A 12,779-nucleotide genomic window follows, 5' to 3' on the forward strand; every position below is an offset into this window, starting at 1 on the left:
ATGGTGCCCCTTCAATATGTGGCTTATTGCTTATTTCGTTAAATCATTGTAAGCAGCTATTGTTAAAGGATACACTTTCTGGCCCTTAGACTCCAAGAAGCCGATCGTATTTCCGAGTGCTTGAGCTAAAGCTTGGTCGAGATTAGTTTCCGCCTGTTCGCGTACTTCATCAACACCGGGAAAGCGTCGGCCAGGTTCAATGTAGTCCGCTAAGCAAACGATCTTCTCAACGATGGTCATATTCACACGCCCTGTCGTGTGAAAGCGTATAGCGTCTAAGACGACAATATCAGCGATGCCCACTTCTGTTTGAACTAAATAAGCGCCAACGGGAGCGTGCCACAATTCATGATGATACTGTAACAAGTCATCAGGTATTTCGTCCTGCTCTTCAATGATACGCGCCATTTCATGTTTGTCTCTAAACTTAGCGTAATCGTGAAAAATGGCCGCCACTTCCGCTTTCTCAAGGTCATTGGGGCTAAAGCGCTGAGCTAGCTTGACCGCACTCTGTACAACACCTAAAGTATGCTCGTATCTCCCTGTCGTAATCTGCTCCTGTACAAGCTTCAGCATGTCTTCTTTTTTCATTGCACTTCTCCTCACTCCACATATAATGCATGGTGATTGATATACTGAAAAACGACCTCCGGTACCATAAAACGCACACTTTTTTCTTGTTTGCAGCGTTCACGAATCACTGTAGATGAAAGTTCCATCGGTGGCATATCCACCTCTCGAACCGCTTTCGTATAAGAATGATCTGGATGCATAGACCATCCTGGCCGTCCCACTCCCACAAATTCGATTTGGCGTGTGAGGTCGTCTATTTTATGCCACTTCGGTAAGTACTCAACCATATCTGCCCCTATAATAAATACGAAATGTATGGAAGCATGTTCCCTCTGTAAAGCTTGAATGGTTTCATACGTATAGGAAGGACCTTCCCTTTCAAATTCCTTTAGACAAAGCTGAAAATACGGAATATCCTTTATGCTTTGTTCAATCATCTTAAGCCGATGGTGGTCTGCAGTGACTGACTTCCCTTGCTTGTGGGGAGGCACACGTGTGGGTAAGAACCATATCTGGTCTAACTGTGCTTCTTCACGGGTCACTTCCGCCATAAGTAGATGAGCATTATGGATCGGGTCAAACGTTCCCCCTAAGAGCCCCACTTTCTTCATCTCACTCATCCCCTTATCTACCCCTTTATGGCAATTCAATCAACTTATTTTCCTCAGATTCCTTGTATAACACGATGGTGTGACCGATAACCTGCACAAGATAGGCGTCTGTTTCTTCAGCTAACTGTGAAGCCACTTCCTTCGTATCCTGGTCACAATTTTGTAGCACCGAAATTTTTAAAAGCTCTCTTTTTTCTAGTGCATCCTCAATTTGATCCACCATGTTATCGTTGACACCACCCTTTCCCACCTGGAATATAGGATTGAGATGGTGTGCTTGTGAGCGTAGATATCGCTTCTGTTTTCCTGTTAGCAATTTATGTTCCTCCTTGTTGTAATCGATTCAGGACCATGCTTTTCATTTTATCTATGGGTGCTTTGTGAGAAGTAAAGTATTCAAAAGCCAAAGCCCCTTGGTGAATGAACATCCCCAAACCAGAGTGAATGGTTGCTCCTGCACGTTGAGCCTCATGTAGAAATGCGGTTTCTAACGGATTATATATAATATCACTGACGACTGCACCAGGTTGAATGTTGCTTATGGTCAATGGTGTCTGATCAATGTTGGGCCACATGCCTATAGGCGTGGTCTGTACAAAAAGCTGAAAAGAATATTGCTTCACCACCGCCTCTTCCCAATCCAGCACTGTTATATCGGTTGATAAGTCCTGTTCTTCAGCATACACTGTTAGCTGTTTAGCAAGCGTGTGTGCTTTAGTATATGTTCGATTTATGATTGTTAAGCTTCGGATACCATGTTTGAGTAAGTATACACTGATCGCTTTTGCGGCTCCACCTGCCCCTATCATGACTGCGTCCGTTTGGTTTAACTGGATACCTGTTTCTTCTATGAGTGACCTCACATAGCCTTCTCCGTCCGTGTTATAGCCATAGAGCATGCCGTCCCGTTCCACAACTGTATTCACTGCCCCGATTGTTCTTGCTTCCGGGTCTACTTCATCAAGTAACGGGATGACATTTTCCTTGTGTGGTATGGTTACGTTGACTCCTTTAATCCCTAATGTCTTTATGCCCCTTATGGCGTCCTTTAGGTTTTCGGGCGCTACATCAAAGGCATGGTAGTGGTGAGGCAGACCCAAAGTATTAAAGGCAGCTTGATGCATGATTGGAGACAAGCTATGAGCGACCGGATGGCCGATGACACCGAATAGTAGTGGTTGATTCGTCATTTTACCCTCTCCCGTGTTATTTTCCCCTAGATCAATGAACGTCTGACAGATACTGCTACACCTTTGGGTGCGTAAGCGTCAATTACGGCACCTTCACCTTTTAACGTGACCCATCCTAAACCTGAAAAAACGATATCTGTGGGTTGCTCAGATATCTTGAAGGTATGCTTCGTTAACGGTCCCCAATCAGACGATTCTGCTTTCCCTGGTGGTGAAAGAATCTCCCCTAGGTGGTTTTGATACAGCTCGTCTGCTTTTTCCAGCTTTGTACGATGAATATTTATATCGTTAGAGACATAACAAACAAATGATTGCCTGTTTCCTTGAACAAAATCTAAACGTGACAAACCGCCAAAAAATAAAGTTTGCCCATCGTTCAATTGATACACTTTGGGCTTGATTGGTTTTGATGGGGAAATGATTTTTAGTTCCTCAGGTGTCACATAGTGCGCCATTTGGTGTCTGTTAATAATCCCTGGCGTGTCGTAAAGGGCTCTATCGTCGTCCATCGGTATGGCAATCATATCAAGCGTTGTGCCTGGAAACCGAGACGTTGTTAAATGCTCGTCCTTATCGACACCTAATTGTGTCAGGATTTGATTAATAAACGTCGACTTCCCCACATTCGTTGCTCCCACGACATATACGTCTTGCCCTCGCCGTAAACGATCAATCGCTTGCATCAGCTCTTGGATACCAGTCCCCTTTTCTGCGCTACAGAACATGACATCAATAGGTTTGAGCCCTAAATCCTTGGCGGAATGCTGTAACCAGTTCTTCATGCGGTTCAGGTTGATATTTTTGGGTAACAAATCAACTTTATTACCCACTAACAACACCCTGTTGCCGCCAACAAAGCGTTGCAGACCGGATATCCAGCTACCATTAAAATCAAACATATCCACGATTTTGACGACAAGCCCCTTTGATTCACCAACTTGATTTAATATCTGTATGAAATCATCATCCGTCAATTCTACTGGAGAAACTTCGTTGTAATGGGTCATCCGAAAGCAACGCTGACAGACAATCCTCTCCCTCTTCAATGCGGAAGCAGGCACATATCCTGCCTTATCTTTATTTTCAGTTTGTATTTTTATCCCACACCCTGCACAATAGTGCTCTGTTTGTGCTTCCATTTTATTTTGTTGTCCTCCTTCTATATGTGAACAAATCCATCCGTTATGAACAGTGACATGGCGTTATTCTTATTACTTCTCCAACCACTTATCTCTCCCAAGTAATCATGCCACGCTTACGCATCGCACTCAGGGCTATCCGTTCCAGCTTACGGTTAAATCGCGTAAAGAAACCGTCGTTTTGGGCGACAGGAATGACAAGAATTGTAAATAAATCTAGACGATTCCCACCCAAGACATCGGTAAACAGCTGGTCACCTACAACCACGACTTCGTGGGGACTAAGCTGCATGTCTCTTTGGGCCTGTTTGAAGGCACGATTGAATGGTTTCCGAGCCGCATGGATAAACGGAATCTTAAGTGGTTCAGCAAAAGCCGAAACTCTTTGTTCATTATTATTTGAAACGACAACCACCTTAAGCCCTTTTTGATCGATCTTTTGTAACCATTCTATGAGCTCAGGTGTGGCCTCCGGTCTATCCCATTCGATGAGCGTATTATCAAGGTCTGTGATAATACCCTTGATCCCTTTCTCTTTTAGTTTGTCTAAATCGATATCATAAATTGTATCAACATGTAAATCTGGCAAGAGCATCTTTAACAATACAACCACCCGTTCTATACTTTATGATTTTTACCATATTGTATCAATGATTTAAAGAAAAAACATCCAATATTCATTGGATGTCGGGTAAAAACTATATTCTCAATTCATATTGTGATTGGGCGTAATACGTATATATTCACGAGGCTTGAATGGCTCTCCTAAACGTTCAAAGGATCGGTCGCTGTCTTCTAGTGTATTGCTTAGGGGTTCTACGCTTCGATCTTGTTTCATATAGGGCGCATGCTGTTGTTCAACGTAATCATGGGCATGCCAAGCCCCTGCTAACATTGTTGTGAATATCAATATAGATACCAAGGCTTTCGTTAACATACCGAATCCCCCTTTTTTTTATAGGATGTCTTAAAAGGGGACCATTTATACGAGTCAGTTTTTATGCTCACGTGATTGAGCCTTGCTATATTTGAAATTTTTATGAACAATTTTGCTATGAATATGCTGTTTCTACCTATTTAATAACTTTGGTCAAAAATGCACCTCAAATGAGTAAACATATGGTTTAACGTGTAAGCTAAAGATGCATAGGGCCTGTTTTTATTATATAATTTTACTTGGCTATTGTATGGCTTGTGCTTTTTAAACCTATGTTTGCTTAAGTGACAGAGGAGGTATATCATTGTCCATATTACATCTCGTTGTACTGGCACCTTTTATTTTTGCTATTTTTGTTCCTTTTTTACATAAGTATTTACGTCACATTCATACGGGTTGGTTTGTATTCATAGTGCCGGTCTTACTATTTTCTTACCTCGTACAATTTATTCAGCCTGTAATGAACGGTCAACATATTCATAAAGTCTTACCATGGATGCCTTCTATTGGCGTTTCATTTAACGTTTATGTTGATGGATTAGGTCTATTATTCTCATTACTCATAACTGGGATAGGTGCGTTGGTCGTTCTTTATTCTATTTATTATCTATCTAAGGAAAAAGAGGCCCTCAATTCCTTTTATGTGTATTTGTTAATGTTTATGGGAGCTATGTTAGGTGTTGTGCTCTCAGATAACTTAATTGTTTTATATGTATTCTGGGAATTAACAAGCTTAGCTTCCTTTTTGCTTATCGCCTATTGGTACCACCGAGAAAAATCTCGTTACGGTGCACAAAAATCCATGTTAATCACCGTATCGGGTGGCTTTGCTATGTTGGCTGGGTTTGTTTCGCTATACTTGATCACTGATACTTTCAGTATCAGAGAGATTATTGCTCAAGCACCAGATATAACAGGACATGCTTTATTTTTACCCGCCATGCTGCTTATTCTGGCTGGCGCCTTTACCAAATCAGCACAATTTCCGTTTCATATATGGTTACCTGACGCAATGGAAGCACCCACGCCTGTCAGTGCGTATTTGCATTCCGCGACGATGGTAAAAGCCGGTATTTATTTAGTGGCACGCATGACCCCTATATTCTCTGGACAGGCTGAATGGTTCTGGATCATATCCTTATTTGGCATCGTGACCCTATTCTGGGGTTCATTCTCGGCCGTGAAGCAAACAGATTTGAAATCTATACTCGCTTTCTCTACCGTTAGCCAACTTGGTATGATTATGTGTCTACTCGGATTAGGCTCTGCTGCAGTACACTTTGGCTATGAGGAAGGATCTTTCTACTCAGTAGCCGTAGTGGCTGCGGTTTTCCATCTTATAAACCACGCCACGTTTAAAGGATCTTTATTCATGGTTGTAGGTATCGTAGACCACGAAACGGGCACAAGAGATATCCGTAAGCTTGGCGGTCTCATGACTTTAATGCCCATCACGTTTACGCTAGCGGTGATCGGTGCATTCTCAATGGCGGGACTTCCACCGTTTAACGGGTTTTTGAGTAAAGAGATGTTCTTTACAGGGGTATTAAATGCTAGTACTTTAGATATTTTCAACATGGAGACGTGGACCTATCTCTTCCCTGTTTTAGCTTGGATTGCCAGTGTGTTCACCTTCATTTACAGTATGGTACTCGTATTTAGGACATTCACAGGTCAGTTTCAACCTGAAAAGTTGGAGACCAAACCACACGAAGCCCCACTGGGGATGTTAATTCCACCTGTTATCTTGGCATCTCTCGTCTTAATTATTGGTTTCTTTCCAAACTTATTATCAAAGTCCATTATTGAACCAGCTACGGCGTCCATTTTGCCTACACTTTTAGGACCAGAAAACTCTTACTTTAAAGTCGACATTTATTTCTGGCATGGATTTAACGCTGAACTCTTTATGACGATGGGCGTCATTGGTGTTGGGACACTGATGTTTATCGGCTTACACCGTTGGTCAGGCGTGTATGACCTGTTCCCAAAACGCTTAGCGCTTAACCATTTTTATGATCAAGGACTCGTACAATTAGAGCGTCTATCTGAAAAAGTCACACGCATACACATGACTGGCTTTATACGGGATTACCTCGTGTATATTTTCGCCTTTTTTATTCTGTTGCTATTAGGTTCGCTATACACATTTAATGCTTTCACCTATGACTTTGAACATACAGCGGATATAGGCATCTTTGAAGTGATACTGTCACTAGTGATGGTTGCAGGTGCTTTAGGGGTTGTATTCGCTCGAAAAAGAATTACAGCGATTATTTCCATCGGTGTCGTAGGATATGTCCTTGCTTTATTCTTCGTTGTGTTCAGAGCACCAGACTTAGCTTTAACACAGTTGGTGGTAGAGACCGTATCGGTGGCCTTATTTTTACTATGTTTCTATCACTTACCTGTACTAAAAGTAGAAAAGAACACAGTACCGTTTAAGCTGACCAATCTCATCATATCTGTTGGTGTAGGGTTGACCGTGACTTTGATCGCTTTATCTGCAAATGCGACAAGGTTGTTTGAACCTATTTCTGAATACTTTATTGAAGCTAGCTATAAAGAAGCCGGTGGTAAAAACATGGTTAACGTCATTTTAGTTGACTTCCGTGGCTTCGATACTTTGTTAGAAATACTCGTATTAGGCATTGCCGCTTTAGGTGTCTATACGTTAGTGAAGCTTCGCCTGGCTAGGAGGGATGAAGCATGAAAATAAATGATGTTATTGTGCAGACGATCACTAAGATTGTATCTTTTATCATCCTTACATTTGCCGTGTATATCTTCTTTGCAGGACATCATAACCCTGGTGGAGGATTTATAGGCGGTTTAATGACGGCGGGGGCTCTCGTTTTGTTATACCTCGCCTTTGACTTGGAAACGATGAGAAAGATTATACCTGTCGATTACAAAATAATAACAGCTCTCGGTTTATTAATGGCGTTGGGAACCGGTATAGGTGCTATCCTACTCGGTTATCCGTTCCTCTCTCACACCTTTGATTACAAAGACCTATTTATCTTAGGAGAGACGGAACTAGCCACGGCCCTCCTCTTTGATATAGGGGTTTATCTTACTGTTATTGGTGTGACCATGACCATACTTTTGACTATAGGGGAGGATGATTACTAATGGAAATTTTAATGTCCGTTGTCGCAGGCGTCCTATTCAGTACTGGCACCTATCTCATTCTCACTAAAAGTCTACTAAGGATTATCTTAGGTACGGCACTTTTAAGTCACGGTGTACACCTCCTGTTACTTACGATGGCAGGATTAAAAACAGGTGCCCCTCCTCTACTGGGCTATGAGTCTAATGCTTACACGGACCCTTTACCTCAAGCTTTAATTTTAACGGCCATTGTCATTAGCTTTGGGGTAACGGCCTTTTTCTTTGTTTTAGCTTACCGGGCATACAAGGAACTGGGAACCGATGATATGGATGAATTAAGGGGAACTGATGATGAATAACAATATTGTTTTATTACCATTACTCATTCCGTTTGTGACTGGAGTCATACTGATCTTTTTTAAGAATCAAATACGTTGGCAAAAAATATTGAGTATCCTCTCTTTTCTTGGTATGACAGGTGTCTCTCTTTACTTAACTAACTTGATAGCTAATGAGGGGATTCAAACGCTTTATCTTGGAGGGTGGGAACCTCCTTACGGTATTGTGCTTGTAGCCGATATGTTTGCTGCTTTGCTCGTTTTGACAACAAGTATTGTTGCTCTTTGTTGTTCTTGGTTTGCTTTTTCTAGTATAGGCAAGGAACGTGAGAAGTTTTACTTTTATCCTATGTTTCAATTTCTGATTGTGGGTGTAAGCGGATCTTTCTTAACAGGCGATCTCTTTAACTTGTTTGTCTTTTTTGAAGTGATGCTGATCTCGTCCTATGTCATGATCGGTATTGGTGGAACGAAGAGACAGCTACGTGAGTCTCTCAAGTATGTGCTCATTAACATCGTCTCCTCTGCGCTATTCGTTGCGTCAGTCGCTTATCTCTATGCGATTACGGGTACGCTTAACATGGCCCAACTATCCCAGCGCATTGCAGAAGCGTATGCTCTCGGTGAAGGGACAGCCATTATTACCGTTGTATCGATCCTATTGATGATTGTCTTCAGTTTAAAAGCAGGTCTTTTCCTTTACTACTGGCTACCTGGGTCATATAGTGCTCCACCAATGGTGATTGCAGCTGTTTTCGGCGCTCTGCTAACGAAGGTCGGTATATATGCGCTTTTCAGAACCTTTACGCTTATTTTTTACCATCAACAAGAGGTTACACACTATCAAATCCTAGGCTGGCTTGCGGCTTTAACATCCTTGCTCGGTGTGATAGGCGCGGTTGCTCATTCTGACGTACGTAAAATCCTGTCATACAATATTGTCGCTGCAGTAGGCTTTATCGTCCTTGGCCTAGCGGTGTTCTCACATGTGGCCATCTCGGGGGCCATATACTATCTGATTCATGACATGATTATTAAGGCTTTGCTCTTTTTACTCGGGGGCGCATTGATCGGTATAGCCGGTACGAGTCATGTAAAGAAAATGGGTGGGTTAATCAAACATCACCCTTATCCCGGATGGATGTTTTTCATTGGCGCGGTTGCCTTAGCCGGTATTCCCCCACTTAGTGGTTTCCTCGGTAAATTACTTGTGATTCAGGGTAGCATTGAACAAGGGGCTACACATGGTCTGTTTTATTTATTTGCTGGTATCAGCTTGTTTTCTAGTTTATTAATTCTCTATTCTGTGATGAAGATCTTCATGCACGGCTTTTGGGGTGAAACCAAGCTAACAAAGGAAGAGGAGTACGGTACGACGAAAGGATTATTAGCGCCATGTTCGATTTTACTTCTCGTTTCTTTCTTCTTAGGACTCGGAGGGGAATATGTTCTTCCTTATGTGTTTGAGGCAGCTGACACGTTAATGAATCCATCCATCTATATAGATGCTGTGGGTATAAAGGAGTAGATGACGATGTCGATACAAATTCTCTTAAATCTTGTCATCGCTGTAGTCTGGATGTTTTTGACCAATACATGGGATGCCGTTGCATTCTTTAAAGGGTATATAATCGGCCTTGGATTAATCTTTTTGCTTAGAAGGTTTATACCAGAGACTTTCTATCTTAGGAGAGTACTTGCAGCGCTCAATCTCATCACTCTATTCTTTAAGGAACTCGTCATCTCCAGTCTGATTGTGGTTAAGCAAGTATTAAGTCCTAAATTGAACATTCGACCCGGTATTTTTGCACTGCATACGGATCTAGAAGGTGACTGGGAAATTACAGTCTTATGCTTGTTGATTACATTGACGCCAGGTACACTGAGCTTAGAGGTGTCTCCAGATAATAAAGTGATTTACATTCATGCAATGGATATACCTGATGCAGAATCAGTGGTGAACGATATCAAGCAAACATTTGAGAAAGCCATAATGGAGGTGACCCGATAATGTTCGAGCTCTTGATCAAAATGGCAGCTATAATCCTATCAGTGTCTATCCTCATTAGCACTTACAGAGTGTTCAAAGGGCCCACTATGCCCGACCGTGTCATTGCTTTAGATATTATTGGGATTAACATTATCGCGCTCGTCGGTGTGGTTTCTGTTTGGCTAAGTACGCAAGCTTTTCTGGAGGTCATATTGTTAATCGGTATATTAGCCTTCATCGGAACCATATCTTTCTCAAAGTTCATAGAAAGAGGTGTTGTCATTGAGCGGAAACGAGATTAGTTATGCCATAATTGGGTTTCTGATTATAACCGGATCCTTGTTTAGTTTGATTAGTGCCATAGGTTTGATTCGCTTACCAGATATATACACCCGTTCACATGCAGCAACCAAAAGTTCAACACTCGGCATTATTTGTGTGTTAACCGGAAGCTTCATCTTTTTTGTTATCGATCAATCATATGTTAGCGCGCGGCTTATTCTAGGAATCATCTTCGTTTTCTTAACGGCACCTGTCGCTGGACATCTTATCTGTCGCGCTGCGTATCGTACAAACGTCCCACTATGGGACAAAAGCGTTCAAGATGATTTACGTCATATATTAAAGCGTGACGATTACAATCATAAGAGTACAGAATTTGAATAACTGAGACGCTATTGAATAAGCCTGGGGGAAAAAAACCCTAGGCTTTCATCTTTATAAGGCACCTTGCGCCCCTTGATGTCATATTATGGTTATAAAGTTTCCTTTGGTAAAAATATTTTACTTTAGGCAAAGGTGGTCGTGATGGAAAAAGCCATAGCTATTTTAGTTTCAATGTCATTGGTTATGTTGTCGTCTAAACATAAAGCGCTTATCAAAAAAAGAAAAACCCCTCATCATTTAGATTAGGGGTTTTTCCTACTGACGAACCAGTTTTATAGGTATCAGTTCTTCATTTTTGGATCTAACGCATCTCGTAAACCGTCCCCTATAAGGTTAAAGCCAAGGACAAGAAGCATGATGGCGCTCCCTGGGAAGAGGACCGTCCAAGGGGCGTGTTGTATTAAGCCTCTTGCATCCGACAGCATTTTGCCCCATTCAGGTGTGGGAGGTTGCGCACCTAAGCCTAAGAACCCAAGTGCAGCCGCCTCTAGAATAGCTGTACCTAAACCAAGCGTGGCTTGCACGATAATTGGGGACAAACTATTGGGTAATACGTGTTGGAAAATGATACGACCATGCTTCATCCCCTGTGCTTTGGCGGCCATAATGTACTCTTCTTCTTTTAAACTGAGCACTTTTGAACGAACCAGCCTCCCAAAAATGGGGATGTTTACGATCGCAATGGCTATAAGGGCATTCTCTAACGATGGGCCTAATATAGCCACGATGGCAATAGCCAAAAGTATACTTGGAAAGGCGAGCATGATATCAAAAACTCTAGAAATAAGCATATCAACCCATCGTCCGAAATAACCGGCTATTAAGCCAAGCGTAGTACCCAGTACTAGTGCGCCAGTGACGGCAACAAAGCCCACCCATAATGAGATTCTTGCCCCATAGGCCACGCGTGAGTATATATCTCGTCCTAAATCATCCGTACCGAACCAGTGCTCAGAAGATGGAGCCTGAAGACTGTTCATGAGGTTTGTTTCATCATATTCGTGTGTTGTGAGCCATGGTGCTGTCATGGCGACCAGGATGAAAAATGAAATGATAGTGGCCCCAATAATGGCAAACTTGTTTTTACGGAGTGCCCTAAGTGCATCTTTCCAAGGCGATGAAGCTTTCTCAGTTACGGATGGATCTGTCTGGGTATGGGGATTTTCAACTTTTAATTGTTCCATGCTGCATCACCTCTAACGATAATTAATCCTTGGATCAACGTAAGCGTATAGCAAGTCTACAATCAGGTTTACAAGAACAAAGATAAATGCGATGACTAATATGCCTGATTGAATGACAGGATAATCTCGGTTTGCGATGGCATCATAGACGTATCTTCCCATACCAGGCCACCCAAAGATCGTTTCTGTTAATATGGCCCCGCCCAGAAGTGAGCCGACCTGTAGTCCAACTACTGTTAAAACGGGAATGACAGCATTACGTAATCCATGCTTATAAATCACAATCAATTGATGTGCGCCCTTCGCTTTTGCCGTTCTAATAAAGTCAGAGCGCATTACTTCTAACATACTAGACCTTGTCATACGGGCAATGATCGCCATTGGAATGGTCCCTAGAGCGACAGCTGGTAACATCAAATGCTTAATGGTTGTCCAAAACTGGTCTAGTCTTCCCGCGAGTAAAGAATCAATGAGATGAAAATGAGTGACTGTTTCTATGGGATCTCTCGCATTTCCCCTACCAATGGCCGGAAGCCACTGTAGCTTATGAGCGAAATACCACTGCTCAAGTAAGGCTAAGAAAAAAACCGGTAATGAAACACCAATGAGGGCTATAAACATGCTCGTAAAATCAAACCATGAATTTTGTTTCCAGGCACTCAAGATACCCGCGTTAACACCAACGAATACGGCAAAGATCATAGCGAAGAGTGTCAGTTCCATCGTGGCAGCCAAATAGGGTCTCATCTCTTCCGTAATGTCATTTTTAGTACGCAAAGATGTACCCAAATCTCCTTGGACGATGCCTTTCACGTATAAACCGTATTGTACGTATAAGGGTTCATTTAAGCCCAGACTCTCTTCTAACTGAGCAAGAGATTCCTCTGTTGCTTGCTCTCCTAACATTGTTTGGGCTGGATTTCCTGGTATTAAATAAATAATGGCAAATGTCACAATGGACATGCCAATCAGTACAGGGATTAGCAGTAGGAGTCTTCTAATTATATAAGCGAGCATGATTTTTCACCTCTATTAAT

At 42.2% G+C, this 12,779-nt stretch carries 16 protein-coding genes; 7 read left to right on the forward strand and 9 right to left on the reverse strand.

What is annotated here, in order from left to right; translation table 11 throughout:
* Window positions 1-30 precede the first annotated feature (30 nt).
* The 7 genes from yqeK to JKM87_RS12565 all read right to left on the reverse strand — a co-directional run bounded on the left by yqeK (window position 31) and on the right by JKM87_RS12565 (window position 4,450).
* A complete protein-coding gene (gene yqeK, locus JKM87_RS12535; RefSeq protein ID WP_202080719.1) occupies window positions 31-591 on the reverse strand; it encodes a bis(5'-nucleosyl)-tetraphosphatase (symmetrical) YqeK in 561 nt (186 codons plus the stop codon).
* Window positions 592-602: 11 nt separating this feature from the next.
* Window positions 603-1,193, reverse strand: coding sequence for a nicotinate-nucleotide adenylyltransferase (locus JKM87_RS12540; RefSeq protein ID WP_236838807.1), 591 nt, complete (start codon window positions 1,191-1,193; stop codon window positions 603-605).
* A gap of 16 nt (window positions 1,194-1,209) precedes the next feature.
* Window positions 1,210-1,500 (reverse strand): ribosome assembly RNA-binding protein YhbY, encoded by a 291-nt coding sequence (gene yhbY, locus JKM87_RS12545; RefSeq protein WP_202080720.1) that lies wholly within the window; start codon window positions 1,498-1,500, stop codon window positions 1,210-1,212.
* Window position 1,501: 1 nt separating this feature from the next.
* Window positions 1,502-2,374 (reverse strand): shikimate dehydrogenase, encoded by an 873-nt coding sequence (gene aroE, locus JKM87_RS12550; protein ID WP_202080721.1) that lies wholly within the window; start codon window positions 2,372-2,374, stop codon window positions 1,502-1,504.
* A gap of 26 nt (window positions 2,375-2,400) precedes the next feature.
* Window positions 2,401-3,513, reverse strand: coding sequence for a ribosome biogenesis GTPase YqeH (yqeH, locus tag JKM87_RS12555; RefSeq protein ID WP_202080722.1), 1,113 nt, complete (start codon window positions 3,511-3,513; stop codon window positions 2,401-2,403).
* Window positions 3,514-3,601: 88 nt separating this feature from the next.
* A complete protein-coding gene (locus JKM87_RS12560) occupies window positions 3,602-4,126 on the reverse strand; it encodes a YqeG family HAD IIIA-type phosphatase (RefSeq protein WP_336885175.1) in 525 nt (174 codons plus the stop codon).
* Window positions 4,127-4,219: 93 nt separating this feature from the next.
* Complete coding sequence (locus JKM87_RS12565) at window positions 4,220-4,450, reverse strand: hypothetical protein (protein ID WP_202080724.1); 231 nt, start codon at window positions 4,448-4,450, stop codon at window positions 4,220-4,222.
* 304 nt (window positions 4,451-4,754) lie between these two features.
* Here JKM87_RS12565 and JKM87_RS12570 point away from each other — a divergent pair, with 304 nt between their 5' ends.
* The 7 genes from JKM87_RS12570 to JKM87_RS12600 are packed head-to-tail and all read left to right on the forward strand — an operon-like array spanning window position 4,755 to window position 10,558.
* Window positions 4,755-7,163: a Na+/H+ antiporter subunit A gene (locus JKM87_RS12570; RefSeq protein WP_202080725.1), complete on the forward strand. Its 2,409-nt coding sequence runs from the start codon at window positions 4,755-4,757 to the stop codon at window positions 7,161-7,163.
* The gene (locus tag JKM87_RS12575; protein ID WP_202080726.1) at window positions 7,160-7,585 is read left to right on the forward strand and encodes a Na(+)/H(+) antiporter subunit B; all 426 of its coding nucleotides are present in this window, start codon (window positions 7,160-7,162) and stop codon (window positions 7,583-7,585) included. Before JKM87_RS12570 ends, JKM87_RS12575 begins: the two co-directional genes overlap by 4 nt.
* Window positions 7,585-7,923, forward strand: a complete 339-nt coding sequence (locus JKM87_RS12580; RefSeq protein ID WP_202080727.1) for a Na(+)/H(+) antiporter subunit C — start codon at window positions 7,585-7,587, stop codon at window positions 7,921-7,923. The genes JKM87_RS12575 and JKM87_RS12580 overlap by 1 nt, the downstream gene beginning before the upstream one ends.
* On the forward strand, window positions 7,916-9,430 hold the full coding sequence (locus JKM87_RS12585) for a Na+/H+ antiporter subunit D (RefSeq protein ID WP_202080728.1): 1,515 nt from the start codon (window positions 7,916-7,918) through the stop codon (window positions 9,428-9,430). The genes JKM87_RS12580 and JKM87_RS12585 overlap by 8 nt, the downstream gene beginning before the upstream one ends.
* Before the next feature lie 6 nt (window positions 9,431-9,436).
* A complete protein-coding gene (locus JKM87_RS12590) occupies window positions 9,437-9,913 on the forward strand; it encodes a Na+/H+ antiporter subunit E (RefSeq protein WP_202080729.1) in 477 nt (158 codons plus the stop codon).
* A complete protein-coding gene (locus JKM87_RS12595; protein ID WP_202080730.1) occupies window positions 9,913-10,194 on the forward strand; it encodes a Na(+)/H(+) antiporter subunit F1 in 282 nt (93 codons plus the stop codon). Before JKM87_RS12590 ends, JKM87_RS12595 begins: the two co-directional genes overlap by 1 nt.
* Window positions 10,175-10,558 (forward strand): Na+/H+ antiporter subunit G, encoded by a 384-nt coding sequence (locus tag JKM87_RS12600; RefSeq protein WP_236838809.1) that lies wholly within the window; start codon window positions 10,175-10,177, stop codon window positions 10,556-10,558. The genes JKM87_RS12595 and JKM87_RS12600 overlap by 20 nt, the downstream gene beginning before the upstream one ends.
* Window positions 10,559-10,839: 281 nt before the next feature.
* Here JKM87_RS12600 and nikC read toward each other — a convergent pair whose 3' ends face one another.
* Together nikC and JKM87_RS12610 are read right to left on the reverse strand one after the other, a co-directional pair.
* Window positions 10,840-11,742, reverse strand: a complete 903-nt coding sequence (gene nikC, locus JKM87_RS12605; protein WP_202080731.1) for a nickel transporter permease — start codon at window positions 11,740-11,742, stop codon at window positions 10,840-10,842.
* A gap of 12 nt (window positions 11,743-11,754) precedes the next feature.
* Complete coding sequence (locus tag JKM87_RS12610; RefSeq protein ID WP_202080732.1) at window positions 11,755-12,759, reverse strand: ABC transporter permease; 1,005 nt, start codon at window positions 12,757-12,759, stop codon at window positions 11,755-11,757.
* Between the last annotated feature and the right edge of the window lie 20 nt (window positions 12,760-12,779).

It is taken from the genome of Caldalkalibacillus salinus (assembly GCF_016745835.1).
GTDB classification, from domain to species: Bacteria; Bacillota; Bacilli; order Caldalkalibacillales; family JCM-10596; genus Caldalkalibacillus_A; species Caldalkalibacillus_A salinus.

What these genes read in the sequence shown, in the direction of transcription:
- yqeK (WP_202080719.1), bottom strand. Translation starts at nt 591, where the DNA reads ATGAAAAAAGAAGACATGCTGAAGCTTGTACAGGAGCAGATTACGACA.
- JKM87_RS12540 (WP_236838807.1), bottom strand. Translation starts at nt 1,193, where the DNA reads ATGAGTGAGATGAAGAAAGTGGGGCTCTTAGGGGGAACGTTTGACCCG.
- aroE (WP_202080721.1), bottom strand. Translation starts at nt 2,374, where the DNA reads ATGACGAATCAACCACTACTATTCGGTGTCATCGGCCATCCGGTCGCT.
- yqeH (WP_202080722.1), bottom strand. Translation starts at nt 3,513, where the DNA reads ATGGAAGCACAAACAGAGCACTATTGTGCAGGGTGTGGGATAAAAATA.
- JKM87_RS12565 (WP_202080724.1), bottom strand. Translation starts at nt 4,450, where the DNA reads ATGTTAACGAAAGCCTTGGTATCTATATTGATATTCACAACAATGTTA.
- JKM87_RS12575 (WP_202080726.1), top strand. Translation starts at nt 7,160, where the DNA reads ATGAAAATAAATGATGTTATTGTGCAGACGATCACTAAGATTGTATCT.
- JKM87_RS12580 (WP_202080727.1), top strand. Translation starts at nt 7,585, where the DNA reads ATGGAAATTTTAATGTCCGTTGTCGCAGGCGTCCTATTCAGTACTGGC.
- JKM87_RS12585 (WP_202080728.1), top strand. Translation starts at nt 7,916, where the DNA reads ATGAATAACAATATTGTTTTATTACCATTACTCATTCCGTTTGTGACT.
- JKM87_RS12590 (WP_202080729.1), top strand. Translation starts at nt 9,437, where the DNA reads ATGTCGATACAAATTCTCTTAAATCTTGTCATCGCTGTAGTCTGGATG.
- JKM87_RS12595 (WP_202080730.1), top strand. Translation starts at nt 9,913, where the DNA reads ATGTTCGAGCTCTTGATCAAAATGGCAGCTATAATCCTATCAGTGTCT.
- nikC (WP_202080731.1), bottom strand. Translation starts at nt 11,742, where the DNA reads ATGGAACAATTAAAAGTTGAAAATCCCCATACCCAGACAGATCCATCC.
- JKM87_RS12610 (WP_202080732.1), bottom strand. Translation starts at nt 12,759, where the DNA reads ATGCTCGCTTATATAATTAGAAGACTCCTACTGCTAATCCCTGTACTG.